This is a genomic window from Streptomyces dryopteridis, assembly GCF_049606955.1.
Classification (GTDB): Bacteria; Actinomycetota; Actinomycetes; order Streptomycetales; family Streptomycetaceae; genus Streptomyces.
Genome location: NZ_CP187113.1, coordinates 5,638,229 through 5,663,670, shown reverse-complemented (window position 1 = coordinate 5,663,670; position 25,442 = coordinate 5,638,229). Strand labels below are relative to the sequence as shown.

Here is a 25,442-nt window from a genome sequence, read left to right as displayed (position 1 = left end):
GTCGGATCCGATCGCGGCCGACCCTTGTGGCGGGGCCGGATCCCGTGACATACAAGGACAGTTGGTCTGGACCAATATGGATCGCGGCCCCATCCGCGCGCCCGTCCCCCCGATCCCCGCCCGTCCCCGCTCCCCCCACCCGGAGGCACCCGTGCGACGCCCCCGCCCCGGCCGCCCACTGGCCTGCGCCCTGCTCCTCGCCCTCGGCGCGACCGGCTGCGCCGACACCACCGCCCCGGCCGCCCCCACCGGCCTCACCGCCCAGGCCGGCAGCTCCGGCTCCGCCCACGTCATGTGGGAGGCCCCCGCCGACCCCGACGGGGACCTCGCCGGATGGCAGGTCCTGCGGGACGGGAAGGTGGTCGCCGAACTGCCCGCCGAGAAGCACATGACCGACGTCACGGGACTCGCGCCCGGCACCGCCCACCGCTTCACCGCCCGCGCCCGCGACCGGGCCGGCAACCTCTCCGCCCCGGCCCCCGAGGTCACCGCCACCACCCCCGCGGCCCGCCCCGAGGACCACACGCCCCCGCCCCGCCCCACCGCGCTCACCGCCCGCGTCGACGGCCCCCGCGCCGTCACCCTGACCTGGACCCCCGGCAGCGGCCCGGACGCCGCCGACACCACCGCCTTCGACGTGTACCAGGGTGGGGTCCGCGTGCACACCGCCCCCGCCGGCTCCACCCGCACCACCGTGCCCGCCCTGCGCCCCGACACCGTCTACACCTTCACCGTGCGGGCCCGCGACGGCGCCGACAACTCCTCCCCCGACAGCCCCGCCGCCGACGCCGCCACCCCGCCGGCCGCCGGCGAGGGCCCGAGCACCGCGCCCGCCGACCTCGCCGCGCGCGCCGCCGGCGGCGAGATCACCCTGAGCTGGACGCCCCCGGCGAGCGAGAAGCCGATCACGAGCTACGAGGTGTACCTCGACGGGAAGGCGGTCACCACCCTGGACTTCGGCGAGGGCGCCGTCCCCACCGGCCGCGCCGAGTACCGACTCACCGACACCGCCCCCGCCGGCACCGTCCGCGCCCTCAAGCTCCGCGCCCGACTCCCCGACGGCACCTGGGGCGCCTTCTCCGCCGAACGCCGCGTCACCCTCTGACCGGCCCGCCCGCACATTCGGGAGTGTGCCCCCTCGTAAGGATGAGCGGGCACCCGAAACCTTCTGCCCGACGCCGAACTCCGCGCACAATACAGCGGTGTTCGGTGAGTACTCGATCAACAGCGATCAGCCGGGTTCGCCCCGGAACCCGGCTGCGCGAGACTCTGACCCCATGCCGGGAAATCTGCCGCAGGAGACGGCCACCTTCGTCGGGCGCGAGGAACAACTCGCCCTCCTCGACGCCGTGCTCCCCACCCGCCGCCTGATCAGCCTCGTCGGGGTCGGGGGCGTCGGGAAGTCCCGACTCGCGCTGCGCGCCCTCAGCCGCGACCGGCGCCACCACCGACCCGACGGCGTCTGGTGGGTGGACCTCTCCCCCCTGCGCGACCCCGCCCTCCTCACCGCCACCGTCGCCCACGCCCTCGGCCTGACCGAACACACCACCCGCTCCCCCGACGAGGAACTCTGCGGCCACCTCGCCGACAAACGGGCCCTGATCGTCCTGGACACCTGCGAACACCTCGTCACCGCCTGCCGCCACCTGATCGGCGAACTCCTCCAGTCCGCCCCCCACCTCACCGTCCTCGTCACCACCCGCGAACCGCTCGGCAACCGGGGCGAACACCTCGTCCCCGTCCCCCCGCTGCCCACCGACGGCCCGCACAGCGAGGCCATGCGGCTGCTGCGGGCCCGCACCCTGGCCCACCCCGGCCGGCGCCGCGCCGACCTCTTCGAGGACCCCCGCACCCGGGCCGTCGCCGGCGACATCTGCCGCCGCCTCGACGGCATCCCCCTGGCCATCGAACTCGCCGGGGCCCGCCTCCACGAGTGGACCGTGGACCAGATGGCCCACCGCCTGCGCACCCGCTTCGACGTCCTCGCCGGCGACTCCCCCGACGCCCTCCCCCGCCACCGCACCCTGCGCACCACCATCGGCTGGAGCCACGAGCTCTGCGCCCCCCTCGAACGCCTCCTGTGGGCCCGGCTGTCCGTCTTCACCGGCGACTTCGACCTCGGCGCGGCCCGCGCCGTCTGCGCCGGCGGCCCCCTCTCCCCGCACGACGTGGACGAGGTCCTCGACGCCCTCGTCGCCAAGTCCGTGGTCCACCGCACCGAGGAGGGCGCGGCCGGCCCCCGCTACCGGCTGCTGGACACCATCCGCGAGTACGGCCACGAATGGCTCGACGCCCTCGGCGAGGCGGGCGCCGTCGCCGACCGCCACGCCCACTGGTACGCGGCCCTCGCCCACGCCGCCGACATGGGCTGGCTCGGCCCCGCCCAACTCGACTGGCACCGCCGGATGACCGCCGACCACCCCCAGCTGCGCACCGCCCTCGACCACCTGCTGGCCACCGACCCGCCGGCCGCCCTGGCCATGGCCGGCGCCCTGTGGTTCCTGTGGTTCTGCTGCGGCCACACCCGCGAGGGCCGGCGCCGACTCGAACGGGCCCTGGACCTCGCCCCCCGCGAGGGCCCCGCCCACACCCAGGCCATGTGGGCCCTCGGGATCACCGCCCTGCTCCAGGGGGACCTGGGCACCGCCCACGACTGGGCCCGCCGCTGCGAGGCCGCGGCCCGCGACGGCGGACACCCCGAACGCCGACTGCGCGCCGCGTACCTGCACGGCTTCGCCGTCCTCATGCCGGGCGACCCCGCCCTCGCCCTCCGCCTCTCCGGCCCGGCCGCGCACCTGCCCCTCGGCGGGCGCGCGGACGGCGTCGGCCGGCTCATGTGCCGACTGGTCACGGGGTACGCCCTGTGCGACCTCGGCCGCTTCGAGGAGGCGGCGGCGGAGGCCCGGGTGCTGCGGGAGGCATGCGTGGACCTCGACGAACACTGGCTGCGGGCCTACGCCGACTACGTGCTGGCCGTCGCCGCCCTGCGGCTGGGACACCCGGAGGAGGCGGCCCGCCACGTGCGGGCCATGCTCGGCGGCAAACGCCTGCTCGGCGACCGGATCGGCATCGCCCTCGGCCTGGACCTGCTGGCCGCCGCGACGGCCGCGCAGGGCGACGGCGCCACCGCGGCCCGCCTGCTGGGCACCGGCCACGCCTGGTGGCGCACGATCGGCCTGCCGCAGATGAACAGCCCCTCGCTCAAGGCCCTGCGCGACGAGGGCGAGCGGCGCGCCCGCGCCGGCATCGGCGATCGGGCCTTCGAGGCCGCCTACACCGACGGCACGAAGGACCCGGCGTACTGAGAACGGGGCCGCCCCCGTCCCGATCGGCGGCGGGACGGGGGCGGCGGTCAGTACGGCAGGGGACGGCCCGAAGGGGTCCTGAGGTCGAGATCCCGGGGAGCGGGCTTGGGGGTGGGCTTGCGCACCACGAGCTGTCGGCGCATGGGGGCCTCCTCGCTCAGACCAGGGCCGGGCGGTGGGGTTCCACCGTGCGACCGTCGGGCAGCAGTTCGCCGGTGTCGTCGAAGAGCACCGCGCCGTTGCACAACAGGCTCCACCCCTGTTCGGGGTGGGAGGCCACGGCCCGGGCGGCGTCCCGGTCGGCGCTGTCGACGGACGGGCAGGGTGGTTGGTGGTCGCACATGAGCGCACCTCCTCGCAGGCGGGACGCGGGTCGCCCGCCGGTCTCCCGGTGGGCCGTCGTCCACGGTGGCGAGGAGTATTGCCGATCACCACCTCTCCGCGGAAGGCATTCGGGAGATCCCGTTCGGACAGCACATGCCCGCCTACGATGCGCTCATGCCCGATATCCGGATCTCGCGCCGTACCGATCGTCCGCCGACCGAGGTGTGGTCGCTCGTGACCGACTGGGAGCGACACGGGGCCTCGGTGCCGCTCACCCGGACCACCGTGACCCCGCCGGGGCCCTCACGGGTCGGGACGGTGTTCACGGCGCGCACGGGCGTGGGGCGCCTCTCGTTCGCGGACCCGATGGAGATCGTCCGCTGGGACCCGCCGCGCGAGGGCGCCCCCGGGGTGGTGCGCCTGGTCAAGCGCGGCCGGATCGTGCGCGGCTGGGCCCGGATCGAGGTGCGGCCCGGCTGGGTGCTGTGGCGGGAGGAGATCTCCCTGCCCGGCCTGGGCTGGGCGGACCCCCTGATCTCCTTCGCCGGCCGCCGCCTCTTCGCCCGAGCCCTGGACCGCGTCCTGGGCGCCGCTCAGGCCCCCGGCGGGCGCAGCGTGGCCAGGTAGGCCGCCGGGGTGGGGTGGGGGGCGCACTGGGCGCCCGGGCGGTGGTGGTCGAGGCGGCCGTCGGGCCACAGGCGCAGGGTGGTGGTGGCCCGGCGGGGGCCGGGGAACGCGGGCGGGTCGGCGAGTTCCGGGTGGTCGGCGAGGACCCGGGTGCCGGCGGGGAACGCGGCCAGGGCCTCGGCGGCGCTCGCCACGGGAGCGCGGCCGGTGGGGTTGGCGCTGCTGACGTAGAGCCGGGGGAAGGGGTCGAGCACGGCGGCGAGGGCGGGTTCGCGAGCGCCGAAGAGCAGGGTCCAGCCGTCGACGGTGGCGGGGGCGAGCCAGTCGGGGAGGGCGCCGGCCGGGCCCGTCGGGCCTTCGGCGAGGGGGACGAGCAGGGTGATCCGTTCCCGGTCCAGGAGGCGTACGGCGGTGGCCCAGCCGCCCGGGTCGAGGGCGAGGCGCGGGGCGAGTTCGGCGCGCAGCCGGGGGTGGTGGGCCCACAGGGCCACGGCCTGGGCGCGGGGGCGGCCCTTGGCGGCGTTGACGGCGCCGGGCACGATACCGGCGACCACGTGGGTGAGGGGGGCCGCGTTCGGGAGGATCACCGCCTCGCCCCGGGCCAGGGCGGCGCGGGCGGCGGCCGGGTCGAGGGCGGTGGGGGCGGTGCCGGGGGCGGGGTGCGCGGGCTCGTCGGGGGGTGTCATGGCGTTCATGATCGCGGCGACTCCTCGTCCTCGCCCGCCGCGAGACCGGCGAGCCACCCGGCGAACAGCCGATCGGGCACCAGGGCCCGGCCCGAGCGGTACGCCTCGTCCTTGACCCAGCGCATCGCGGCGCGGGCCTGGGGGCCGTCGAGCCGGTGGCCGAGCCGGGCGGCGACGGCGGTGACGACGCGGGCGCTGGCGAGGTGGGTGAGGACGGGTTGGGGGGTGATGCCGAGGACGGCCAGCGGATCGAAGGGCTGGAACAGCTCGGGGCGGACGAAGGGGGTGCCGGTGGAGAGGGTGCCGACGCCGGTGCCGACGATCGGGGTGGTGACGGTGAGGGGGGTGGCGGTGTGCTCGGAGACCATGTGCGCGATCGCGGGCAGTCCGGTGAGGTCGGGGGTGGTCCACCAGGGTTCGAAGCCGGTGTCGAGGAGGTCGGCGGCGCGCTGGGTGAGCAGGAACATCAGTTGTTCGGTGGCGACCATGCCGGAGCGTTCGGCCAGTCCGAGCCAGGAGGAGGACAGGACGCGGACGCCCTTGTGGAGGGCGGCGAGGGTGTTGGCGAGGCCGAGTCCGAGGTCGTTGTGGAGGTGCGAGGCGAGGACGACCTCGTCGTCGACCCGGCCTCCGACGGCCCCGAAGAGGGCGGAGATCTGGCCGGGCAGGCGGTCGCCGACGGTGTCGGCGAGGACGACCACGCCGGCGCCGGCCTCGGTGGCGCGCTGGGCGTGGGCGGCGACCAGGCCCACGTCGGCGCGCAGTCCGTCGGCGAGGCAGAGGTCGACGGCGATCTCGGGGTGTCGGTCCTTGGCGCTCTTCAGCAGGTCCAGGGCGAGTTCGAGGGCCTCGCGGGCGGTGCGGTGGAGCATGGTGGCGGCCATGGCCTCGGAGGCCGGGACGACGATCATGATCCGGGCGCCGGCGGATCCGCGCACGGCGGCGAGGGCCTGGCGCACGTCGGGTTCGGCGCTGCGGCAGACGGCGGCGACGGCCACGGAGCCGGCGGCCTCGTCGGCGACGCGGCGGACGGCCTCCCACTCCTGGGGTCCGACGGCGGGGAACCCGGCGGCGAAGACCACGTGTCGGGGGCCGTCGGCGCCGAAGAGGGCGCCGTGGGCGCGGGCGAGGCGGATCCGGAACTCGGCGCTCATGAGGGTCTTGGCCTGGGCGCCGTCGCGGGCGGACTCCTCCCACAGGACCACGCGGCCGGCGCGGGCGGAGGCGCGGACCGGGTCGGGGTCGGCGGCCGCGGGGCGGTCGGCGCGTCTGTCGGGATCGGCGGGGTCGGCGGTGTGCTCGTCGCCGGTCTGCGCGGCCGCGTGGGGTCGTTCGGGCGTGCGGAAGTCGGGTTCGGCCATGGCTGTCGTCGTCTCGTTCCCCGTGTCACTCATCCGCCCCCTGCGGATGATCGGATGAAACGATCTTCGACGCCGGTCGTGTTCCACAAGCCGGCGGCTCGAACGCCATCCTTTCGAGGGATTGTCCGACGATTGCCCTGGCGATCACGCCGGCCGGCGCGAATCATGCGGGTCCCCGACCGGGAACTCCCGTTACCGGGTCGTACGCGCGGGCGGGCGGTGGGCCCCGGGGCCGCCGGGGCCGACCGCCCGCGCTCCCCGCCGGTCAGCGGATGGGCATCCCCGCCAGGGTGCGGGCGATGACGAGGCGTTGGATCTCGCTGGTGCCCTCGAAGATGGTGTAGATGGCGCTGTCGCGGTGCATCCGCTCCACCGGGTACTCGCGGGTGAAGCCGTTCCCGCCGAGGATCTGCACGGCCTGGGCGGTGACCTGCTTGGCGACCTCGCTCGCGTACAGCTTGGACATGGAGCCCTCGGCGGCCGTGAAGGGCTTGCCGGTGGTGGCCATCCAGGAGGCCCGCCAGACCAGCAGCCGGGCGGCGTCGATCCGGGTGCGCATGTCGGCGAGTTGGAAGGCGATGCCCTGGTTGTCGATGATCGGGCGGCCGAACTGGGTGCGGGTGCGGGCGTAGTCGAGGGCGACCTCGTAGGCGGCGCGGGCGGTGCCCACGGCCATCGCGCCGACGGCCGGGCGGGATGCCTCGAAGGTGGCCATGGCCGCGTTCTTGACCCGCTCCCCGGCCCCGCCGGCCGCGCGCTCGCGGGCCCGGGCCAGGCGTTCGTCCAGCTTCTCCTTGCCGCCGAGCAGGCAGTGCCCGGGGACCCGCACGTCCTCCAGGACCACCTCGGCGGTGTGGGAGGCGCGGATGCCGTGCTTCTTGAACTTCTGGCCCTGGCTCAGGCCGGGGGTGTTCGGGGGCACGATGAAGGAGGCGTGGCCCTTGGTGCCGAGTTCGGGGTCGACGACGGCGACCACGACGTGCACGTTGGCGATGCCGCCGTTGGTGGCCCAGGTCTTGGTGCCGTTGAGCAGCCATTCGTCGCGGGCCTCGTCGTACACGGCGCGGGTGCGCATGGCGCCCACGTCGGAGCCGGCGTCGGGTTCGGAGGAGCAGAAGGCGGCCACCTTCACGTCGGAGGCGTCGCCGTACATCTGGGGTATCCAGGTGCCGATCTGCTCCTCGGTGCCGTTGGCGAGGACGCCGACGGCGGCCAGTCCGGTGCCGACGATGGACAGGGCGATGCCGGCGTCGCCCCAGAACAGTTCCTCCATGGCCATCGGGATGCCGAGGCCGGTGGGGTCGAAGAACTGCTGGGCGTAGAAGTCGAGGGAGTAGATGCCGACCTTCGCGGCCTCCTGGATGACGGGCCAGGGGGTCTCCTCGCGTTCGTCCCATTCGGCGGCGGCGGGGCGGATGACGTCGGCGGCGAAACCGTGGATCCAGTCCCGGACCTCCCTTTGTTCGTCGTTCAGATCCATGGTGAACTCCGCCACGACCCCTCCAGGGTGTTACTACCGGTAACATCACATGTCGACCACAGTCTGTTACCGGCCGGTAGGGGCTGTCAACACCTCGGCCCGCCGGTCGACACCGGCCCGGACCCGTACCGAGGGGATCGGCGGCGTGCTCGGGGTGTTACGTTGCGTGGGCGGCACGCACCATCGCACGGGCGGGGAGAGAACACGTCATGGACACCACGCGGCAGACCGGATCCGAGCCCACGCGGCGCCGGACCCGGGCCGACGGGCGGCACGCCGCCACGGCCGAACAGCGCCGGCGCGAGTTGCTGGAGGCCGCCGACCGCGTCGTGCTGCGCGACGGGCCGGGCGCCTCGATGAACGCGATCGCCGCCGAGGCCGGCATCACCAAGCCGATCCTCTACCGGCACTTCGGCGACAAGGCCGGCCTCTACCAGGCCCTCGCCCTGCGCCACACCGACGCCCTGCTGGACTCGCTGCGGGCCGCGCTCGACGCCCCCGCCGAGGACCGCCGGGCCCGGGTCGAGGCCACCCTCGACACCTATCTCGTGGCCATCGAGGCCCGCCCGCAGGTCTACCGCTTCCTGATGCACCCGGCCGAGAGCGGCGCCGGCGAGGGCCCGGAGGCCGAGGCCGCCGACCCCGCCGCGGGCTTCGACGTGGGCCTGCACTCCGCCCCGCTGCTGCGCAGGCTCGGCGAGGCCCTGGCCGAGGTGGTCGCCGAACGCGTGGACCTCGGGCCCGGCGGGGACCGCACGGCCCGGATCTGGGGCCACGGCATCGTCGGCATGATGCACGCGGCCGGGGACTGGTGGCTGGGCGAACGCCCCTGCGAGCGCGCCGAGCTGGTCTCCGCCCTCACCGACCTGTTGTGGGGCCGGCTGGCCACGGCCGGCAACCGCGCGGGCGGCCCCGGCTTCTGACGCCGCCGGGGCGGAGCGCTCAGGCCCCGGCGCGGGCGGCGGCGGCCCGGCCCCAGGAGGTGCGGCCGATGGCCCGCCGCAGCCGGCGCGCCCGCAGTCCCTCGACCCGGTCCGCGTAGACCGTGCCGTCGAGGTGGTCGCACTCGTGCTGGAGGCAGCGGGCGAAGAACCCGGTGCCGGTGACCGTGATCGGGGCGCCGTCCGAGGTGACCCCGGTCACCACCGCCCGGTCCCACCGCGCCGTGCCCGCCTCCAGTCCGGGCAGCGACAGGCAGCCCTCCGGGCCGAGCAGCTCGTCCCCGTCGGCCGACACCAGCCGCGGGTTGACGATGTGCCCGAGGTGGCGGACCTCGTCGTCGTCCGGGCAGTCCCAGACGAAGACCCGCAGGCCCACGCCCACCTGATTGGCGGCCAACCCCACCCCGTTCGCCGCGTACATGGTCGCGAACATGTCCTCGACCAGCCGGTCGAGGTCGGGGCCGAAGTCGGTGACCTCGGCGCACGGCGAGTGGAGCACCGGATCGCCCAGCAGGCTCATCGTGCGGACGACACCCGTGGTGCCTGGAATCGGACGCTTGCGCATGGCGGTAAGGGTACGGGGGAGGTCGCCGGGTGAAGATATGAGGGATCGCGCGCGGTCCGTCACGGACTGCGCGGTCAAGCCCCCGGCCGGTTCTGGATAGGCTGTGCGGGACCGACGCAAGGAGGAGCAGGGACGATGGCAGGCAACACGGAGCCGCTGTCGCCGCGGGCCAAGCTGGCCGTGACGGCGGGCAAGGCCGCGGCGGCGGTGTCGCGGGCCGCGGGACGAGGCAGCGGATCGGTGATCGGCGGAAAGGTGGCGCTGCGGCTCGACCCCGATCTGCTCGGGGCCCTCGCGCAGCACCTCGACGTCGTGCTGGTCTCGGCCACGAACGGCAAGACCACGACCACCCGACTCATCGCCGAGGCGCTGCGCGCCAGCGGCCCGGTGGTCTCCAACGCGCTCGGCGCGAACATGCCGGCCGGCATCACCTCGGCCCTCGCGGGCGGCTCGGACGCCCGTTACGGCGTGATCGAGGTCGACGAGAAGTACCTGGCCGGCGTGGCCCGGGACGTCACCCCCAAGGTGATCGCCCTGCTGAACCTCTCGCGCGACCAGCTCGACCGCGCCGCCGAGACCCGCATGCTGGCCGAGAAGTGGCGCGAGGGCCTCTCCGGCTCCAAGGCCGTGATCGTCGCCAACTGCGACGACCCGCTGATCGTGTGGGCCGCCTCCTCCTCGCAGAACGTGATCTGGGTCGCGGTCGGCCAGGAGTGGAAGGACGACGCCTGGTCGTGCCCGTCCTGCGGCGGCGTGATGCAGCGTCCGGGCGAGGACTGGTTCTGCGGCGAGTGCGGCTTCCGCCGCCCGACCCCCACCTGGGCCCTCTCCGGCGACCACGTGCTCGACCCGCACGGCTCGGCCTGGCCGATCCACCTCCAGCTCCCCGGCCGCGCCAACAAGGCCAACGCCGCGACCTCGGCGGCCGTCGCCGCCGTCTTCGGGGTGCCGCCGCAGGTGGCGCTGGAGCGCATGTACCAGGTGCAGGCCGTCGCCGGCCGCTACGACGTGGTGCAGTTCAACAACCGGGACCTGCGCCTGCTGCTGGCGAAGAACCCGGCGGGCTGGCTGGAGACCTTCTCCCTGATCGACCCGCCGCCGACCCCGGTGATCCTCTCGGTGAACGCGCGCGGCGCGGACGGCACCGACACCTCCTGGCTGTGGGACGTGGACTACCCGCGCCTGGCCGGCCACCCGATCTTCGTGATCGGCGACCGCAAGCTCGACCTCGCGGTGCGTCTGGAGGTCGCCGGCCTGGACTTCCGCGTCTGCGAGACCCTGGACGAGGCCGTGCAGCTCGCGCCGCCCGGCCAGATCGAGCTGATCGCGAACTACACGGCCTTCCAGGACGTGCGCCGTCGCGTCGGCAACTGACCCGCCACCACTACGCAAGGACAACAGCAGCGATGAGTGACAACAGCCTGCGTCTGGTGTGGGTCTACCCCGACCTGCTCAGCACCTACGGCGACCAGGGCAACGTCCTGGTCGTGGAGCGCCGGGCCCGCCGCCGCGGCCTCGACGTGCAGCGCGTCGACGTGCGCAGCGACCAGCCGATCCCCACCTCCGGGGACATCTACCTGATCGGCGGCGGCGAGGACCGCCCGCAGCGCCTGGCGGCCGAACGCCTGCTGCGCGACGGCGGACTGCCGCGCGCCGTGGCCAACGGCGCGATCGTGTTCTCGGTCTGCGCCGGCTACCAGATCCTGGGCCGCGAGTTCGTCAACGACATGGGCCAGCGCCAGCAGGGCCTGGGCCTGCTCGACGTGGTGACGGTGCGCGGCGAGGGCGAGCGGTGCGTGGGCGACGTGCTCGCCGACATCGACCCGCGCCTGGGCCTGCCCCCGCTGACGGGCTTCGAGAACCACCAGGGCGTCACCCACCTCGGACCCACCGCCCAGCCCTTCGCCCGCACCCGCATCGGGCGCGGCAACGGCACCGGCGACGGCACCGAGGGCGCCTTCAACGGCACCGTGTTCGGCACCTACATGCACGGGCCCGTGATGGCCCGCAACCCGCTGATCGCGGACCTGCTGCTGAAGCTGGCCCTCGACGTGAACGCGCTGCCGCCCATCGACGACCGCTGGTACGACGCGCTGCGCGCGGAGCGGATCGCGGCGGCCACCGCCCCCGCGAGCTGACGCCTCGCACGCCCCTTTCGAAGGCCCGCGCCCGCCGCACCGGGTGACGGGCCTTCGGCGTGCCCGCGGTGGGATCGCACCAGTGACGGAACCGACATGTGGAGGATGGTTCAGTCCATTGCCGATCCGCTTGTAGGGTGGCCGTGTTCCAACCGGACGACGTGGTCCGGTCGCCCGCCCACGTTGCAAAGGTCCTGCCAGACATGCGCATTGGTGTGCTCACCTCCGGGGGCGACTGCCCCGGTCTCAACGCCGTCATCCGCTCCGTCGTCCACCGCGCCGTCGTGGACCACGGGGACGAGGTGATCGGTTTCCTCGACGGCTGGAAGGGCCTGCTGGAGGCCGACTGGCGCAAGCTCGACCTCGACGCCGTCTCCGGCATCCTGGCCCGCGGCGGCACCATCCTGGGCTCCTCCCGGGTGCAGCCGGCCCACCTGCGCGACGGGGTGGAGCGGGCCCGGGGGCACGTGGCCGAGCTGGGGATCGACGCGATCATCCCGATCGGCGGCGAGGGCACCCTGAAGGCCGCCCACCTGCTGTCGGAGGCGGGACTGCCGATCGTGGGCGTCCCCAAGACCATCGACAACGACATCGCCTCCACCGACGCCACCTTCGGCTTCGACACGGCCGTCGGCGTGGCCACCGAGGCCCTGGACCGGCTCAAGACCACCGCCGAGTCCCACCAGCGGGTCATGGTGGTGGAGGTGATGGGCCGGCACACCGGCTGGATCGCGCTGCACGCGGGCATGGCCGCCGGCGCGCACGCGATCGTGGTGCCCGAGCGGCCCTTCGACATCGAGGAGCTGACCCGGATCGTCGGGGAGCGCTTCGAGGCCGGCAAGCGGTTCGCGATCGTGGTGGTGGCCGAGGGCGCCAAGCCCCGTCCGGGCACCCTGACCATGGAGGACCGGGGCACCGACGTGTACGGGCACGAGCGCTTCGCGGGCATCGGCAACCGGCTCGCGGTGGAGCTGGAGGCCCGGCTCGGCAAGGAGGCCCGGCCGGTGATCCTCGGGCACGTGCAGCGCGGCGGCACCCCCACCGCGTACGACCGGGTGCTGGCCACCCGCTTCGGCTGGCACGCGGTGGAGGCGGCGCACCAGGGCCGGTTCGGGATGCTGACGGCGCTGCGGGGCACGGAGATAGAGCTGGTGCCGCTGGCGAGCGCGGTCGCCGAGCTGAAGACGGTGCCGCAGGCGCGCTACGCGGAGGCCGAGAACATCCTCTGAGCGGGCCTCGCGCACGGTGCGGCCCCCGGGGACGGAGCATCCCGGGGGCCGCACTAGTGTGGTGGGGCATCACGCTCAAGGGAGAACGAATGGATCACAGCGGACACGGGTCGGGCATGGACATGGACCTGCCGCCGTTCACTCTCGGGCGGGGTCTGGAGTTCTCCTTCGACGCGTTCTTCCTCTTCGGCAGCCTGATCGCGCTGGCCCTGTACGGCTGGGGCGTGCTGCGGCTGCGCCGGCGCGGGGACTCCTGGTCGGCCGGGCGGACCGTCGCGTTCACCGTCGGCGTGCTGAGCGTGGCGCTGGTGATGTGCACGAAGCTGAACGACTACGGGATGGTCCTGTTCAGCGTGCACATGGTGCAGCACATGGTGATCAGCATGCTCTCGCCGATCCTGCTGCTGCTGGGCGCGCCGATGACCCTGGCGCTGCGGGCGCTGCCGCCGGCCGGGCGGGGCCGCAAGGGGCCGCGCGAGTGGCTGCTGGCGCTGCTGCACAGCCGCTACATGCGGGTGATCACGCACCCGGTGTTCACGATCCCGATGTTCATCGCGAGCCTGTACGGGCTGTACTTCACGCCGCTGTTCGACTTCCTGATGGGCAGCAAGACCGGGCACATCGCGATGATGGTGCACTTCCTGGCCGTGGGCCTGGTGTTCTTCTGGCCGATCATGGGCGTGGACCCGGGGCCGCACCGGCCGGGGTACGTGATGCGGATGCTGGAGCTGTTCGCGGGGATGCCCTTCCACGCGTTCTTCGGGATCGCGCTGATGATGGGCTCGGAGCCGATGATCGCCACGTACGCGAACCCGCCGGTCTCGCTCGGGGTGGACGCGCTCGACGACCAGCAGTGGGCGGGCGGCATCGCGTGGGCCTTCAGCGAGATCCCCTCGGTACTGGTGCTGATCGCGCTGATCTACCAGTGGTACCACTCGGAGCAGCGGGCGGCGCGGCGTTCGGACCGGGCCGCGGACCGGGACGGGGACAAGGAGCTGGAGGAGTACAACGCCTACCTGGCCTCCCTGCGGGCCCGCGGCTGAACCGACGGGTCAATCGTTACGGCGTGGGCGCCGGCGGGTCGGGTCCGGGAGGGCCATGATGGCGTCATGACCGGTTCCGTCAAGACGATGGCCGCGCTCACGGGCGGCTTCCTGCTCGTCGTCGCCACCTACTCGGTGGCCCTGGGCAGCAACGGCTGGCTGTGGTTCGGCTGGGTCGTGCTGGGCCTGCTCACGGCGGCGCTCGCCGCTTCGCGCGATCTGTAACATTTTGCGATGATCACTCCATGCCCGAATTGAGTGATCTGCTCCCTCCGGAGGCGGTCCGCGTGGACCTCCCGGCCGGGGACTGGCGGGAGGCGGTGACCCTCGCCGGGTCCCTGTTGACCGCCACCGGCGCCGCCGAGGACGCCTACACCTCCGAGATGATCGTCAACGTCGAGGAGAACGGTCCGTACATCGTGATCGCCCCCGGCCTGGCCTTCGCCCACGCCCGCCCCTCCCCCGCCGTGCGCCGCACCGGACTGTCCTTCGTGCGCCTGGCGCGGCCGGTGGAGTTCGGCCACGAGAGCAACGACCCGGTCTCCCTGGTGGTGGGCCTCGCGGCCCGGGACTCCGGGGACCACACCGCCGCGATGGCCGCCCTGGCCGGGCGCCTGGCCGATCCCGAGGTCTCCGCGGCCCTGCGCACGGTGCGCACCGCCCGGGAGGCGCACGCCCTGCTGACGGCGCCCCCCGCGAGCCCGACGGGCACTCCCGCCGCCCCCGCGTCCGGAGCGGGCGCCGCGGCGGCCGGGGAGGCGCTGGGCCACCACCACCTGCTGACGGTCTGCGGCAACGGCGTGGGCACGTCCCTGTTCCTCAAGAGCACCCTGGAGAAGGTGCTGGAGCGGTGGGGCTGGGGCCCGTACGTGAGCGTCGAGGCCACCGACACCATCTCCGCCAAGGGCAAGGCCGGAGCCGCCCAGGCGGTCCTGACCTCCCGGGAGATCGCCCGCACGTTGGGGGACGTGGGCATCCCGGTGCGCGTGGTCGGGGACTTCACGAGCACCACCGAGGTCGACCGCGTCCTGCGCGACCTCTACGACGTCTGAGCCGGAAGGCAGCACACCCCCCATGAACTGGCTCGTGAGCATCGCGCAGTTCGTCGTCAACGAGATCCTCAGCCAACCGGCCTATCTGATCGGTCTGATCACGGCCGCCGGCCTGATCGCGCTGCGGCGCAGCGCCGGGCAGGTGATCGGCGGGGCCATCAAGGCCACCCTCGGCTTCCTGCTGATCGGCGCGGGCGCCGGTCTGGTCGTGAACTCCCTCGCCCCGCTGGGCACCATGATCCAGGGCTCCACCGGGGCCCACGGCGTGATCCCGACCAACGAGGCCATCGTCGGCATCGCCCAGGCCCAGTACGGGGCGCGGGTGGCCTGGCTGATGATCCTCGGCTTCGCGGTGAGCCTGCTGCTGGCGCGGTTCACCCCGCTGCGGTACGTGTTCCTCACCGGTCACCACATGCTGTTCATGGCCACGCTGCTGACCATGGTGCTGGCCATCGCCGGGCAGCCCTCGGCCGTGGTGGTCGTGGTCGGCGGGGTGCTGCTGGGCATCCTGCTGGTGGCGATGCCGGCGTTCGCGCACCCGTGGACCAAACGGGTGACCGGGTCGGACACGGTGGCCATCGGGCACTTCGGCACCGCCGGGTACATCGTGGCCGGCGCCACCGGGCAGGCCGTGGGCAAGCGCTCGCCGAGCACGGAGGAGCTGAAGCTGCCGGAGGGCCTGCGGTTCCTGCGGGACTCGATGGTGGCCACCGCCCTGTCCATGCTGATCATCTACCTGGTGATGGCGCTGGTCTTCCTCGGCAAGGTGGGGCGCGAGAGCGCGTTCCGGGCGTTCGCGCCGGCCGGCGGGGGCGCGGGGGCGACCGGGGTCGGGAACTACCTGATGCAGGCGGTGATGCAGGGCCTGCAGTTCGGCATCGCGGTCGCGGTGATCCTCTTCGGCGTGCGCACGATCCTCGCCGAGCTGGTGCCCGCCTTCCAGGGCATCGCGCAGAAGCTGGTGCCGGGGGCGATCCCGGCGCTGGACGCGCCGATCGTGTTCCCGTACGCGCAGAACGCGGTGCTGATCGGCTTCCTGTGCAGCTTCGCGGGCGGTCTGGTGAGCCTGGCGCTGATGACCTGGTGGATCTCGCCGGCCTTCGGGTTGGCGCTGGTGTTGCCGGGGCTGGTGCCGCACTTCTTCACGGGCGGCGCGGCCGGGGTGTACGGCAACGCGACGGGCGGCCGGCGGGGGGCGGCGCTGGGCGCGTTCCTCAACGGCGTGCTGATCACGTTCCTGCCCGCGATCCTGCTAAAGGTGCTGGGCCCGTTCGGCGAGGAGAACACCACCTTCGGAGACGCGGACTTCGGCTGGTTCGGGACTTTGATCGGGTACGCGGGCAAGGCGGGCGAGGTCGTCGGGCTGATCCTGGTGCTGCTGATCGGCGCGGCGGTGCTGGGCGCGGCGATCCTGGTGCAGAAGCGGGTGGTGGACACCGGTTGGGACCCGGGGGCGAAGCGGGACGCGTTCTTCCCGCGCGCCGGCGGTCCGGGGGCGGACGCGGGGGTGGACACCGGTGTGCCGGTGGGCTCGGGCGGGTACGCGCGCCTGCGACCGCCGGCCGGGGCCCCCGTGCCGCCCGCCCCGCCGAGCTGACGGTCCGTAGGATGGTGGGCACCGTGCGTGCACGGTGCCCACCTCGGCACGTCGACGGGAGCCGCCCGGTGTTCTACCTCTTGCTGAAGCACGTGCTGTTGGGACCGTTGTTGCGCCTGTTGTTCCGGCCCCGGATCGAGGGGCTGGAGCACGTGCCCGCGTCGGGGGCGGCGATCGTGGCGGGCAACCACCTGTCGTTCGCGGACCACTTCCTGATGCCCGCGATCCTGCCGCGCCGGATCACGTTCCTGGCGAAGGCCGAGTACTTCACGGGGCCGGGGGTCAAGGGTCGGTTGACGGCCTCGTTCTTCCGGGCGGCGGGGCAGATCCCGGTGGACCGCTCGGGGCGGGCGGCGGGTCAGGCCGCGTTGCGCGAGGGGCTGGGGGTGTTGGCGCGCGGGGAGTTGCTGGGGATCTATCCGGAGGGCACACGCTCGCACGACGGGCGGCTGTACAAGGGCAAGGTGGGGGTGGCGGCGATGGCGCTGACGGCGGGGGTCGTGGTGGTGCCGTGCGCGATGGTGGGCACCTTCGAGCTGCAACCGCCGGGGCGCCGGCTGCCGCGCCTGGGGCGCCGGGTGACCATCCGGTTCGGGGAGCCGCTGGAGTTCTCGCGGCACGCGGGTCTGGAGGGCGAGCGCCTGGTGCTGCGGGCGGTGACGGACGAGATCGTGTACGCGGTTCGGGAGCTGTCGGGCCAGGAGTACGTGGACCGGTACGCGAACGAGGTGAAGGCCGAGCGCGAGGAGGCGGCCCGGCGCGGGAGGGGCCGGCGGGCGCAGGGTCCCCCGCCCGCCGCCTGATCCGGGCGAAGGCACGGAGGCGGGAACGGGGACGGAGACGGGCCCCGGCGCGTGTCGCGCCGGGGCCCGTCGGTGTGCTGCCGGTGTGGTGCCGGTGTGCCGCGTCCCGTGCCGGTGTCAGCGCAGGGTGGGCACGCCGGGCAGTTCCTCGGCCGGGGCGAGCGCCGGGGCCGGGGCGGCCGACTTGGCGGCGGCCTTGGGCGCGGGGGCCTGCGGGGTGGCGTGCGGGTCGCAGGTCACGTCCTTGGCGTCCACCTTGCCGGTGAGCAGGTAGGCGTCCACGCGGCTGTTGACGCAGGGGTTGACCAGGCTGGTCACGCCGTGCGAACCGGCGCCGCGCTCGGTGACGAGGCGGGAGCCCGCGAGCCGGCGGTGCAGCTCGACCGCGCCCTCGTAGGGGGTGGCGGCGTCCCGCTCGGACTGCACGATCAGGACCGGGGCGATGTGCTTGGCACCGACCGCGACGGGGCTGCTCTGCTTGGACTTCCAGGTGGCGCAGGGCAGGTTCATCCAGGCGTTGGCCCAGGTCATGAACGGGTAGTCCTTGTGCAGCCGGGTGTTGTCCCGGTCCCAGCGGTTCCAGCTGGTGGGCCACTTGGCGTCGGCGCACTCGACGGCGGTGTAGACCGCGTTGCCGTTCTCGGAGGCGATGTTGCCCGCGATGTCGGTCATGTCGGGGGCGGCGGCGTCCACGAGGGCCTGGGTGTCACCGGCCACGTAGTCGCTCCAGGTCTGGGCGACGGGCACCCAGGAGGAGTCGTAGTACGGGGCGCTCTGGAAGAAGGAGATCAGCTCGGCCGGGCCGACCTTCCCGCCGAGCGGGTTCGCCTTGGCGGTGGCGCGGAGCTTCTGCCACTGGGCCTCGACCTTGGCGGGGGTGTCGCCGAGGTGGAAGGAGGCGTCGTTCTTGGCGACCCACGCCTTCCAGTCGTTCCAGCGGCCCTCGAAGGCGACGTCCTGGTCCAGGTTGGCCTGGTACCAGATCTGCTCCTGCTTCGGGTTGACCACGCTGTCGACGATCATGCGGCGCACGTGGTTCGGGAAGAGGGTCGCGTAGACCGCCCCGATGTAGGTGCCGTAGGAGACGCCGAGGAAGTTGAGCTTCTTCTCGCCGAGGGCGGCGCGGACCACGTCGAGGTCGCGGACCGTGTTCGCGGTGGTCATGTGCGGCAGCATCCAGCCGCTGCGCTCCTTGCAGCCGTCCGCGTACGCGGCGGCGAGCTTGCGCTGGGCGCGCTTGTCGGCCTCGTTGCCGGGGACCGGGTCGGCCTTGGGGGCCTTGACGAACTCCTGCGGGTCGACGCAGGAGATCGGGGTGGAGTGGCCGACGCCGCGCGGGTCGAAGCCGACGAAGTCGTATGCCTTGGAGGCGTTGACCCACAGCGGGCTCTTGGTGGTGACGCGGCGCGGGAAGCGCATGCCGGAGCCGCCGGGGCCGCCGGGGTTGTAGACGAGCGCGCCCTGGCGCTCTTCCTTGGTGCCGGTGTTGCCGATGCGGTCGACGGCGATGTCGATGGTCTTGCCGAAGGGCTTGGCGTAGTCGAGCGGGACCTTCACGAACCCGCACTGGATGGGCTTCTCCAGGCCCCAGTCGGCCGGACAGTCCTTCCAGGTCACGCCGGCGCGCTCGGCGCGGGCGGCGGCGATCTGCGCGCCGAGGGCCTCGGCGACGCCGTTGTCGCGGCTCTGCGCGGCCGTCGGGGCGGTCGCGGGCGCGGCGCCGGCGGGACCGGCGAGGACCAGGCCGGCGACGAGGCTGCCGGCGATGAGGGTGGCGGCGCTCCCCAGCGCCGCGGGACGTATCACGTGGTTGTTCCCCCTGCGTCATCCGCCGCGCGCGGGCGGCGGGTTGGTCGATGCAGGGGGATCCTTTCGTGTGAAAAGCGGATGAGAACAGGTCTGGGCGCGGTTCTTTGCCAAGCCGGTATCCGGAACGATCTGTCCGCTGACCGGACCACCTGTCCGATCCGCCCCCGATCACCCCTCCGAGAGGGGGCAGCCCACACCCTCGACTCCCTTGCGCGGCAGGCAGATCCGTCACGAACGGCGGGCGCGCTCCCGGGGCGCGGCAAGCATGCCGGCGCGGCGAGGGGCTGTCCACATGCCGGACGGCCGCGATGCGGAACCCGCGCCGGGCGGGTGGTGCGTCGCGGCCGTCGTCCTGCGGTGGGGGCGCGTCAGGCGGTGAACTCCGCGAGGGCCTCGTCGAGGACGGCGCGCAGGGCGAGGGCGTCCTCGGCCAGGGCCGTGACGAGCACGGCGGGGCCGGGCAGCGGGGAGACGGCGGCGGTCTCGCCGAGCATCCGCGCGGCCGGCGGGTCGTTCTCGAACTCCGGGCGCACGATGAGCAGTTGGCCCAGCGCGCGGCGGCCGGCGATCCCGGCCGGGCCGTCCCAGCCGGCGTGGGCGCCGGGCCCGCAGGAGAGTTCCTGGTCCAGCAGCGGGCGGCCGGCGTGCCAGGCGGTCAGGCGGGAGCGGAGGGTGCCGGGGGCCTCGTCGGCCCGGCCCAGGACCTGTTCCTCGCGGAACACCAGCCGGCTGCCGGCCGCCGTGCGCACCAGCGTGCTCGCCCGCAGGTCGCTGCCGCGCACGGAGACGAGGTGTTCGGGCAGCCAGGTCAGGGCGGCGTCGGGGCCGACGGTCAGGCTCACGTCGTAGTGGGCGGGCAGGCCGCCCCGGCCGGGCAGGGCCAGGGTCGCGGCGGCGGCGCCGACGGAGAGCCGGGCCCCGGCCTCCGCCTCGACCTCGATGCCGAGCCGGTCCCCGCCGAGCGGGGCGCTCATGGCGCCGATCACCAGGACCCGGGCCTCGGGGCCCCGGGCGCGGACCCGGCGCAGGGCGAAGGGGCCCTCGCCGGCGAGCACGGGCAGCGCCGTGCCGCCCCGGCCGTCGGCGGCGGCCCGGATCCGGGCGGTGGCCCGGACGCCGACGGCGGGCACCTCGGGGGTGGGGGCGGGCGGCGCGGTGGTCACGCCGTCACCCAGGCCGCGAGGCGGGCGCGGACCCAGTCGGCGACGGGGCCGACGCCCTCGTCCCCGCGCAGGGACTGGAAGATCACGGGCAGGTCGCCGCGCTGGGCGGCGGCGTCGTCGGCCATCCGCTTCAGGTCGGAGCCGACGTACGGGGCGAGGTCGGTCTTGTTGACGATGAGCAGGTCGGCGGTGGTCACGCCGGGGCCGCCCTTGCGCGGGATGTCGTCGCCGCCGGCCACGTCGATGACGAAGATCTGCGCGTCGACCAGGCCGCGGGAGAAGGTCGCGGTGAGGTTGTCGCCGCCGGACTCCACGAGGATCAGGTCGAGCGGGCCGAGCTCGTCCTCGAGTTCCTCCACGGCCTCCAGGTTGGCGGAGATGTCGTCGCGGATCGCGGTGTGCGGGCAGGCGCCGGTCTCGACGGCGGTGATCCGCTCGGGCGGCAGGACGGCCTCGCGGAGCAGGAACTCGGCGTCCTCGCGGGTGTAGATGTCGTTGGTGACGACGGCCATGCCGAACTCGGCGCGCAGGGCGCGGCACAGGGCGGCGACGGTGGCGGTCTTGCCGGAGCCGACGGGGCCGCCGAGGCCGATCCGCAGGGCCCGCCGGGTGCCGTCGGCGCGCAGGGGTTCGGCGCTGTGGGTGTGGCGGTGCGGGAAGGCCGCGAGGTCGTGGTCGAGGTGCATCGTCAGCTCCTGGGTGGTTCGGGAGGCGGTGGGTGAGAGGAGGGGGTCAGGACGCGAAGAGGCGGACCGGGCGGTCGGCGTGCGCTTGGGCGGCGATCTCGGCGAGGGGGCCGGAACCGGCGGGCAGGGCGGCGACGCCCTCGGTCAGGGCCCGTTCGGCGGCGCGGGCGGCCTCGGCGGCCACCTCGTCCAGGGCCGGGGCGAGGGCCGCGAGGACCCCGCTGGCCTCGAAGGGGTCCAGGCCGAGCAGCCGGACGGTGGCGGTGGCCGGGCCGCCGACGCTCTCGTAGGCCGCGATGTGCGCGGCGTCCAGCGGGCTCACCCCGGCGGCCCGGGCGGTGAGGCCCAGGACCACGGGTTGGTGCGCCCCGCGCGGGAAGGCCCGGGCCAGTTCCTCCAGCTCGGGGGTGGGCCAGGTGGCCCGGGCGGCCCGCAGGAACTGCCGGCCCAGCCTGCGGGCGGCCTGCCGGAGGGCGGGCACGGGGGTGCGGGCGTCGGCCGCGGCGTCCAGGGCCACGGGGTCCACCCCGGCGCACGCGGCCGCCGCGAGGGCGGCGGCCACGAGGCCGGTGGTGTGCAGTCGGCCCCGACAGTAGTCGGCGAGGTCGACGGCGTCGCGGATCCGGCCCGCCGTGACGGCCGCCTCGGCCCCGCCGGAGTGGGCGTGACCGCCGGCCGGGAACCGGCCGTCGGCGAGGATCAGCAGGGCCGCGCGGCTCATGGCGGACTCCGATCGCGTGATGTGGTGCGGGTGGGACGGGTGGTGCGGGCGGCCCGGCGCGGTCCTAGAACAGGAAGTAGCGCTGGGCCATGGGGAGTTCGGCGACCGGCGCGGGCTCCACGGCCTCGCCGTCGATGGTGACGGTGAAGGTGTCCGCGTCGACCTCGACCCGGGGCATGGCGTCGTTGTTGCGCATGTCGGCCTTGGTGACCTTGCGGGTGCTCTCGATCGCGACGAACGTGCGGTGCAGGCCGAGGCGTTCGGGCAGGTGGTCGTCGAGGGCGGCCTGCGAGACGAAGTTGAAGGTGTTGAGCGCGGGCGCCCGGCCCATCGCCCCGTACATCGGGCGCGGCAGCACCGGCTGCGGGGTGGGGATGGAGGCGTTGGCGTCGCCCATCTGCGCCCAGGCGATCTGGCCGCCCTTGATGACGACCTCGGGCTTGACCCCGAAGAACGCGGGGTTCCACAGCACCAGGTCGGCGAGCTTGCCGACCTCGACGGAGCCGACCTGGTGCGCGATGCCCTGCGCGACGGCCGGGTTGATCGTGTACTTGGCCACGTAGCGGCGGGCCCGGTTGTTGTCGGCGGGGCCGTCGCCGGGCAGCGGGCCGCGGCGCTTCTTCATCACGTGCGCGGTCTGCCAGGTCCGCATGATCACCTCGCCGACCCGACCCATGGCCTGGGAGTCGGAGGAGATGATGGAGATCGCGCCCAGGTCGTGCAGCACGTCCTCGGCGGCGATGGTCGAGGGCCGGATCCGGGACTCGGCGAACGCGAGGTCCTCGGGGACGGCGGGGTTGAGGTGGTGGCAGACCATCAGCATGTCGAGGTGTTCCTCGACGGTGTTCAGGGTGTGCGGCCGGGTCGGGTTGGTGGAGCTGGGCAGCACGTGGGGCTCGGAGACCACGGTGATGATGTCGGGGGCGTGCCCGCCGCCGGCGCCCTCGGTGTGGTAGGCGTGGATGGTGCGGCCCGCGATGGCGGCGAGGGTGTCGCCGACGAACCCGGCCTCGTTGAGGGTGTCGGTGTGGATGGCGACCTGGGCCCCGGTCTCCTCGCACACCGACAGACAGGCGTCGATGACGGCCGGGGTGGCGCCCCAGTCCTCGTGGATCTTGAACCCGAGGGCGCCGCCGCGCAGCTGGGCGTGCATGGCCTCGCGGGACATGGTGTTGCCCTTGCCGAGCAGGCCGATGTTGATCGGCGATGCCTCCAGGGCGGCGAACATGCGGGCGGTGTGCCAGGCGCCGGGGGTGACGGTGGTGGCCTTGCTGCCCTCGGCGGGGCCGGTGCCGCCGCCGACGAGGGTGGTGATGCCGGTGGCGAGCGCGGTGTCGAGCACGGTCGGCGAGATGAAGTGGACGTGGGCGTCGATGGCGCCGGCCGTCACGATCTTGCCGTTGCCGGCGATGACCTCGGTCTCGGGGCCGATGACCAGGGCGGGGTGGATCCCGTCCATGGTGTCGGGGTTGCCGGCCTTGCCCAGGCCGACGATCCGGCCGTCGCGGATGCCGAGGTCGGCCTTGACGATGCCCCAGTGGTCGAGCACGACGACGCCGGTGATGACGGTGTCGGGGGCGCCCTCGGCGCGGGTCAGCCGGGCCTGGCCCATGGACTCGCGGATGACCTTGCCGCCGCCGAACACGGCCTCGTCACCGGCGCGGCCGGGGCCGCCCGAGAGGTCCTCCTCGATCTCGACGAGCAGGTCGGTGTCGGCCAGTCTGATCCGGTCGCCGGTGGTCGGCCCGAAGAGGTCGGCGTAGTCGGGACGGGAGATCTCAGACATCGAGGGGTCCTCCGATCTCGCCGCGCAGTCCGGGCACGACCCGGAGTCCGGCGAGGGGAACGAGGTCGACGGCGACGGGCACGCCCGGCTCGAACCGCACGGCGGTGCCGGCGGGGATGTCCAGACGCAGCCCGCGGGCGGCGACGCGGTCGAAGTCGAGGCCCGGGTTGGCCTCGGCGAAGTGGTAGTGCGAGCCGACCTGAACGGGCCGGTCGGCGGCGTTGAGGACGGTCAGGCTGGTGACGGGGCGGCCTTCGTTCAGCCGGATCGGCCCGTCGGCGAAGTGGATCTCACCGGGAATCACGATCGTTCCTCCTCTCGGGCGGGTGGATGCTTCAGACGATCGGGTCGTGCACGGTGACGAGCTTGGTGCCGTCGGGGAAGGTCGCCTCGACCTGCACGTCGTGGATCATCTCGGGGATGCCGACCATGACCTCCTCGCGGCGCAGCACGCTCCGCCCGGAGACCATGAGTTCGGAGACGGTGCGACCGTCGCGGGCCCCTTCGAGAATGTGCGCGGTGATGAGGGCGATGGCCTCGGGGTGGTTGAGGATCACACCTCGCGCCCGGCGCTTCTCGGCCACGTCGGCAGCGACGTGGATGAGCAGTCGTTCCTGCTCGTGGGGAGTAAGTTGCACTGATATCACCCGGTTTCGTGAACCTGATCGGACGCCTTCGGCGCCAAGCGTGCGAACCCTAACCCCGTTCAACATCTTGTTGAACAGGGCAGGAGCGCCTCAGGCAACTTCTTGGTTGCTACATGGAAATATTTGGCGGATCTGAGACTAGCCCTTTGCCGTTCCATGATCGAAACGAGGCCGGAGGTTTACGGGCAACGGTAGGACGCCCGGTTTTCCCCCGCGTTGCCGCGTGTTTCCGACAGGTGTCGAAACCCTCGCCCCGAACCCCCGTGTCACAAAAGGGTGGACCGCCCCCGCGACCTTTGATTCCATGCCCCACGTGACCGGGCGCATGCGCCCGACCGAGCCCACACCCCGGGAGACCCGTGTTCCGCAAGCTCGTCCACCACATCACCGTCGACGCCCGGGACCCCTGGGCCCAGGCCCTGTTCTGGTCCGGGGTGACGGGCTGGCCGCTCGGCGCCGAGGACCGGCCCGGGGACCCCGAGGTCGAGCTCGTCCCCGGCTCGCCCGACGCCTCCGGGCTCCTCTTCATCCGCGTCCCCGAGGAGAAGACGGTCAAGAACCGCCTGCACCTGGACCTCTCGCCCACCGAGCGCACCCGGGACGAGGAGGTCACCCGGATCCTCGCCCTCGGCGCCCGGCTGCTGGACGACCGCCGCGAACCGGACGGCACGGGCTGGGCGGTGCTCGCCGACCCCGAGGGCAACGAGTTCTGCGTGGTCCGCGGTCCGGCCGAACGAGCGGCGCGGGCGGCGGCCGCGCAGTAGCCTGCCCCGCCCTCAGACCCCGACGGCCCCCGCCGGCGCCCGCAGCGGATCGGCCACCCACGGCAGGGTGACCGAGACGGTCTTGCCCCCGCTCTCCGTCGGATCCACCGCCAGGCGCCCGCCCACCTCCACCACCAACGTCCGGATGATGAGCATCCCGCGCCCGTTGTCCTGCTGCACCGCGGCCGGCAACCGGCGCGGCCGGCGCGGGTGGTCGTCGGTCACCCCCAGCCACAGGCTCTCGCCGCGCTCCCAGCGCGCCGTCACCGTGAAGGTCGGGGATTGGCCCAGGGTGTGCTGGACGGCGTTCGTGACGAGTTCCGACAGGATCAGGCGGACCGTGTCCAGCCCGTCCTCGCCGCCCTCCGCGGGCCCCCAGCCGACGAGGGTGTCGAGCACCCGTCGACGGGCCGCGGGGACCGAGGCCGGCTCGCTCGGCAGGGTGAAGGAGAGTTCCTGATGGTCCGCCATGGCGATCGGTCCTTCCCTCCGGGGCGGTCGGGGCCCCGGCTCTGTGCGGGTCCGCCAGAGTGCCACCGATGCCCCGCCCGGCACCGCCGTTCCCGGAGATGTGCATATATCTGTCCCTCGATGCGGTGAACCGACCCCCGCGCGGGCCGCTCCGCACTGCACACTGGTGCCGTGTGTGCGCCGGCCCCGGAACGCCCCGCCGGCCCCCGCACGCGGTCGGCGGTGGTGGCGGAGGGGAGCGGCG

26 protein-coding genes are annotated in these 25,442 nt (G+C 73.9%); 13 read left to right on the top strand and 13 right to left on the bottom strand.

What is annotated here, in order from left to right:
• The first annotated feature begins 151 nt into the window (after positions 1 to 151).
• Together ACN20G_RS24520 and ACN20G_RS24515 are read left to right on the top strand one after the other, a co-directional pair.
• Positions 152 to 1,105, top strand: a complete 954-nt coding sequence (locus ACN20G_RS24520; protein ID WP_424214972.1) for a fibronectin type III domain-containing protein — start codon at positions 152 to 154, stop codon at positions 1,103 to 1,105.
• Between the two features lie 172 nt (positions 1,106 to 1,277).
• Positions 1,278 to 3,305, top strand: a complete 2,028-nt coding sequence (locus ACN20G_RS24515; protein WP_424214971.1) for an ATP-binding protein — start codon at positions 1,278 to 1,280, stop codon at positions 3,303 to 3,305.
• Between the two features lie 157 nt (positions 3,306 to 3,462).
• Here ACN20G_RS24515 and ACN20G_RS24510 read toward each other — a convergent pair whose 3' ends face one another.
• Positions 3,463 to 3,648 carry a DUF5999 family protein gene (locus ACN20G_RS24510; protein ID WP_424214970.1) on the bottom strand — a complete coding sequence of 62 codons (186 nt, stop codon included), beginning with the start codon at positions 3,646 to 3,648 and terminating at the stop codon, positions 3,463 to 3,465.
• A 155-nt stretch (positions 3,649 to 3,803) separates the two neighbouring features.
• Between ACN20G_RS24510 and ACN20G_RS24505 the strand changes: the two genes are divergently transcribed.
• Entirely contained in the window at positions 3,804 to 4,256 is a 453-nt protein-coding gene (locus ACN20G_RS24505) for an SRPBCC family protein (protein WP_424214969.1), read from the top strand.
• Here ACN20G_RS24505 and ACN20G_RS24500 read toward each other — a convergent pair.
• From ACN20G_RS24500 to ACN20G_RS24490, 3 genes are all read right to left on the bottom strand, one after another.
• Positions 4,223 to 4,951, bottom strand: a complete 729-nt coding sequence (locus ACN20G_RS24500) for a hypothetical protein (protein ID WP_424214968.1) — start codon at positions 4,949 to 4,951, stop codon at positions 4,223 to 4,225. The two genes, ACN20G_RS24505 and ACN20G_RS24500, sit on opposite strands and share 34 nt — an antisense overlap.
• Positions 4,948 to 6,303: a 2-isopropylmalate synthase gene (locus ACN20G_RS24495; protein ID WP_424214967.1), complete on the bottom strand. Its 1,356-nt coding sequence runs from the start codon at positions 6,301 to 6,303 to the stop codon at positions 4,948 to 4,950. The genes ACN20G_RS24500 and ACN20G_RS24495 overlap by 4 nt, the downstream gene beginning before the upstream one ends.
• 265 nt (positions 6,304 to 6,568) lie before the next feature.
• A complete protein-coding gene (locus tag ACN20G_RS24490; protein WP_424214966.1) occupies positions 6,569 to 7,798 on the bottom strand; it encodes an acyl-CoA dehydrogenase family protein in 1,230 nt (409 codons plus the stop codon).
• A gap of 194 nt (positions 7,799 to 7,992) precedes the next feature.
• Between ACN20G_RS24490 and ACN20G_RS24485 the strand changes: the two genes are divergently transcribed.
• On the top strand, positions 7,993 to 8,706 hold the full coding sequence (locus ACN20G_RS24485) for a TetR family transcriptional regulator (protein ID WP_424214965.1): 714 nt from the start codon (positions 7,993 to 7,995) through the stop codon (positions 8,704 to 8,706).
• 19 nt (positions 8,707 to 8,725) lie between these two features.
• Here ACN20G_RS24485 and def read toward each other — a convergent pair whose 3' ends face one another.
• Positions 8,726 to 9,289 (bottom strand): peptide deformylase, encoded by a 564-nt coding sequence (gene def, locus ACN20G_RS24480; protein ID WP_424214964.1) that lies wholly within the window; start codon positions 9,287 to 9,289, stop codon positions 8,726 to 8,728.
• A gap of 135 nt (positions 9,290 to 9,424) precedes the next feature.
• Between def and ACN20G_RS24475 the strand changes: the two genes are divergently transcribed.
• The 8 genes from ACN20G_RS24475 (at position 9,425) to ACN20G_RS24440 (ending at position 17,151) form a co-directional block, all read left to right on the top strand.
• Positions 9,425 to 10,663, top strand: coding sequence for a MurT ligase domain-containing protein (locus ACN20G_RS24475; RefSeq protein ID WP_424214963.1), 1,239 nt, complete (start codon positions 9,425 to 9,427; stop codon positions 10,661 to 10,663).
• Positions 10,664 to 10,695: 32 nt separating this feature from the next.
• Positions 10,696 to 11,427: a type 1 glutamine amidotransferase gene (locus tag ACN20G_RS24470; protein ID WP_424214962.1), complete on the top strand. Its 732-nt coding sequence runs from the start codon at positions 10,696 to 10,698 to the stop codon at positions 11,425 to 11,427.
• A 203-nt stretch (positions 11,428 to 11,630) separates the two neighbouring features.
• Positions 11,631 to 12,656 carry a 6-phosphofructokinase gene (locus ACN20G_RS24465; protein WP_424214961.1) on the top strand — a complete coding sequence of 342 codons (1,026 nt, stop codon included), beginning with the start codon at positions 11,631 to 11,633 and terminating at the stop codon, positions 12,654 to 12,656.
• An 89-nt stretch (positions 12,657 to 12,745) separates the two neighbouring features.
• The gene (locus ACN20G_RS24460) at positions 12,746 to 13,699 is read left to right on the top strand and encodes a cytochrome c oxidase assembly protein (RefSeq protein ID WP_424214960.1); all 954 of its coding nucleotides are present in this window, start codon (positions 12,746 to 12,748) and stop codon (positions 13,697 to 13,699) included.
• A gap of 66 nt (positions 13,700 to 13,765) precedes the next feature.
• A complete protein-coding gene (locus ACN20G_RS24455) occupies positions 13,766 to 13,924 on the top strand; it encodes a hypothetical protein (RefSeq protein ID WP_424214959.1) in 159 nt (52 codons plus the stop codon).
• 20 nt (positions 13,925 to 13,944) lie between these two features.
• A complete protein-coding gene (locus ACN20G_RS24450; protein ID WP_424214958.1) occupies positions 13,945 to 14,751 on the top strand; it encodes a PTS sugar transporter subunit IIA in 807 nt (268 codons plus the stop codon).
• A 22-nt stretch (positions 14,752 to 14,773) separates the two neighbouring features.
• On the top strand, positions 14,774 to 16,348 hold the full coding sequence (locus ACN20G_RS24445; protein ID WP_424214957.1) for a PTS ascorbate transporter subunit IIC: 1,575 nt from the start codon (positions 14,774 to 14,776) through the stop codon (positions 16,346 to 16,348).
• Between the two features lie 68 nt (positions 16,349 to 16,416).
• Complete coding sequence (locus ACN20G_RS24440) at positions 16,417 to 17,151, top strand: lysophospholipid acyltransferase family protein (RefSeq protein ID WP_424214956.1); 735 nt, start codon at positions 16,417 to 16,419, stop codon at positions 17,149 to 17,151.
• 117 nt (positions 17,152 to 17,268) lie between these two features.
• Here the strand turns inward: ACN20G_RS24440 and ACN20G_RS24435 are convergent, their stop codons facing one another.
• The 7 genes from ACN20G_RS24435 to ACN20G_RS24405 all read right to left on the bottom strand — a co-directional run bounded on the left by ACN20G_RS24435 (position 17,269) and on the right by ACN20G_RS24405 (position 23,954).
• On the bottom strand, positions 17,269 to 18,957 hold the full coding sequence (locus ACN20G_RS24435) for an alpha/beta hydrolase (RefSeq protein ID WP_424214955.1): 1,689 nt from the start codon (positions 18,955 to 18,957) through the stop codon (positions 17,269 to 17,271).
• Between the two features lie 371 nt (positions 18,958 to 19,328).
• Complete coding sequence (locus ACN20G_RS24430) at positions 19,329 to 20,123, bottom strand: urease accessory protein UreD (RefSeq protein ID WP_424214954.1); 795 nt, start codon at positions 20,121 to 20,123, stop codon at positions 19,329 to 19,331.
• Positions 20,120 to 20,809, bottom strand: coding sequence for an urease accessory protein UreG (ureG, locus tag ACN20G_RS24425; RefSeq protein WP_424214953.1), 690 nt, complete (start codon positions 20,807 to 20,809; stop codon positions 20,120 to 20,122). Before ureG ends, ACN20G_RS24430 begins: the two co-directional genes overlap by 4 nt.
• A gap of 46 nt (positions 20,810 to 20,855) precedes the next feature.
• Positions 20,856 to 21,530 (bottom strand): urease accessory protein UreF, encoded by a 675-nt coding sequence (locus ACN20G_RS24420; protein ID WP_424214952.1) that lies wholly within the window; start codon positions 21,528 to 21,530, stop codon positions 20,856 to 20,858.
• Positions 21,531 to 21,594: 64 nt separating this feature from the next.
• On the bottom strand, positions 21,595 to 23,316 hold the full coding sequence (locus ACN20G_RS24415) for an urease subunit alpha (RefSeq protein ID WP_424214951.1): 1,722 nt from the start codon (positions 23,314 to 23,316) through the stop codon (positions 21,595 to 21,597).
• Positions 23,309 to 23,620, bottom strand: a complete 312-nt coding sequence (locus ACN20G_RS24410) for an urease subunit beta (RefSeq protein WP_424214950.1) — start codon at positions 23,618 to 23,620, stop codon at positions 23,309 to 23,311. The genes ACN20G_RS24415 and ACN20G_RS24410 overlap by 8 nt, the downstream gene beginning before the upstream one ends.
• 31 nt (positions 23,621 to 23,651) lie before the next feature.
• A complete protein-coding gene (locus tag ACN20G_RS24405) occupies positions 23,652 to 23,954 on the bottom strand; it encodes an urease subunit gamma (protein WP_424214949.1) in 303 nt (100 codons plus the stop codon).
• A gap of 368 nt (positions 23,955 to 24,322) precedes the next feature.
• Here ACN20G_RS24405 and ACN20G_RS24400 point away from each other — a divergent pair, with 368 nt between their 5' ends.
• The gene (locus ACN20G_RS24400) at positions 24,323 to 24,727 is read left to right on the top strand and encodes a VOC family protein (protein ID WP_424214948.1); all 405 of its coding nucleotides are present in this window, start codon (positions 24,323 to 24,325) and stop codon (positions 24,725 to 24,727) included.
• Positions 24,728 to 24,739: 12 nt separating this feature from the next.
• Here the strand turns inward: ACN20G_RS24400 and ACN20G_RS24395 are convergent, their stop codons facing one another.
• Entirely contained in the window at positions 24,740 to 25,198 is a 459-nt protein-coding gene (locus ACN20G_RS24395; protein WP_424214947.1) for an ATP-binding protein, read from the bottom strand.
• Positions 25,199 to 25,442 lie beyond the last annotated feature (244 nt).